This is a genomic window from Bartonella vinsonii subsp. vinsonii (assembly GCF_902825235.1).
Taxonomy (GTDB): domain Bacteria; phylum Pseudomonadota; class Alphaproteobacteria; order Rhizobiales; family Rhizobiaceae; genus Bartonella; species Bartonella vinsonii.
In genome coordinates, this window is the sequence record NZ_CADEAJ010000044.1 from 1 (window position 1) to 661 (window position 661).

Annotated in this window: 1 pseudogene; it reads left to right on the plus strand. The window is 44.6% G+C overall.

The annotated features are described in order from the left end of the window. Nucleotides 1–306, plus strand: a pseudogene (locus J7R12_RS08610) (transposase domain-containing protein); the annotation flags it as partial. Nucleotides 307–661: the final 355 nt, after the last annotated feature.

Sequence of the window (661 nt, forward strand, 5' to 3'; positions counted from 1 at the left end):
CGTTTGCGTAAAGAATATGTGAAGGCTGTTAAAGCAGAAAAGCAGCTAGCGGCAAAGCTTGCGCCTGATCACTTGGCAGATGTTTATGGGCGCCTTGAGAAAAAGGATGAAGCGTTCAAATCCAAGCTTCCGATAAAGCCAAAGGTTACGAGATTGATGCCAAACAATATGGGGAATTTAGCTTTGCAAGCGAAGGAGGACGAGGCTTTGGACGCCCAAGAATTTAGCCATCATTTGCATAAAGCTTTGAGAAGGCTTTCGGCGTCTGATGAGGGGCGTGAAGTGATAAAGTTTCCTAAGCAATAGGAAAAGGAGAGGGGGGATTTAAGGGGACTGGTTGAGGTCCATGTGCGGGCTTGAAGAATGAACAGAGAAAGGGGGGAGAAGTCTTATCCATTTCAATTTCTAAATCAATACAATCCAGTTTTTATGCGTCTTTGCCTGATTGGGTGAGGAGTATGGAGTGATTTAAGTTTCCCCTTTGAGTGAAAAAGAAGCAGGGGGAGATTTGTAAGGGAGCCGGTTGAGTATCGCGTACGGCTTTAGAGTAACGAAAAACGGGTAGGTGGGAGCCTACCCATTCAATAGTCTAAAATCAATACAAGAGGGGATTATAGATGAAAAACGCGATAAATGCAACGGTCGATAAAAATCCTTGGGC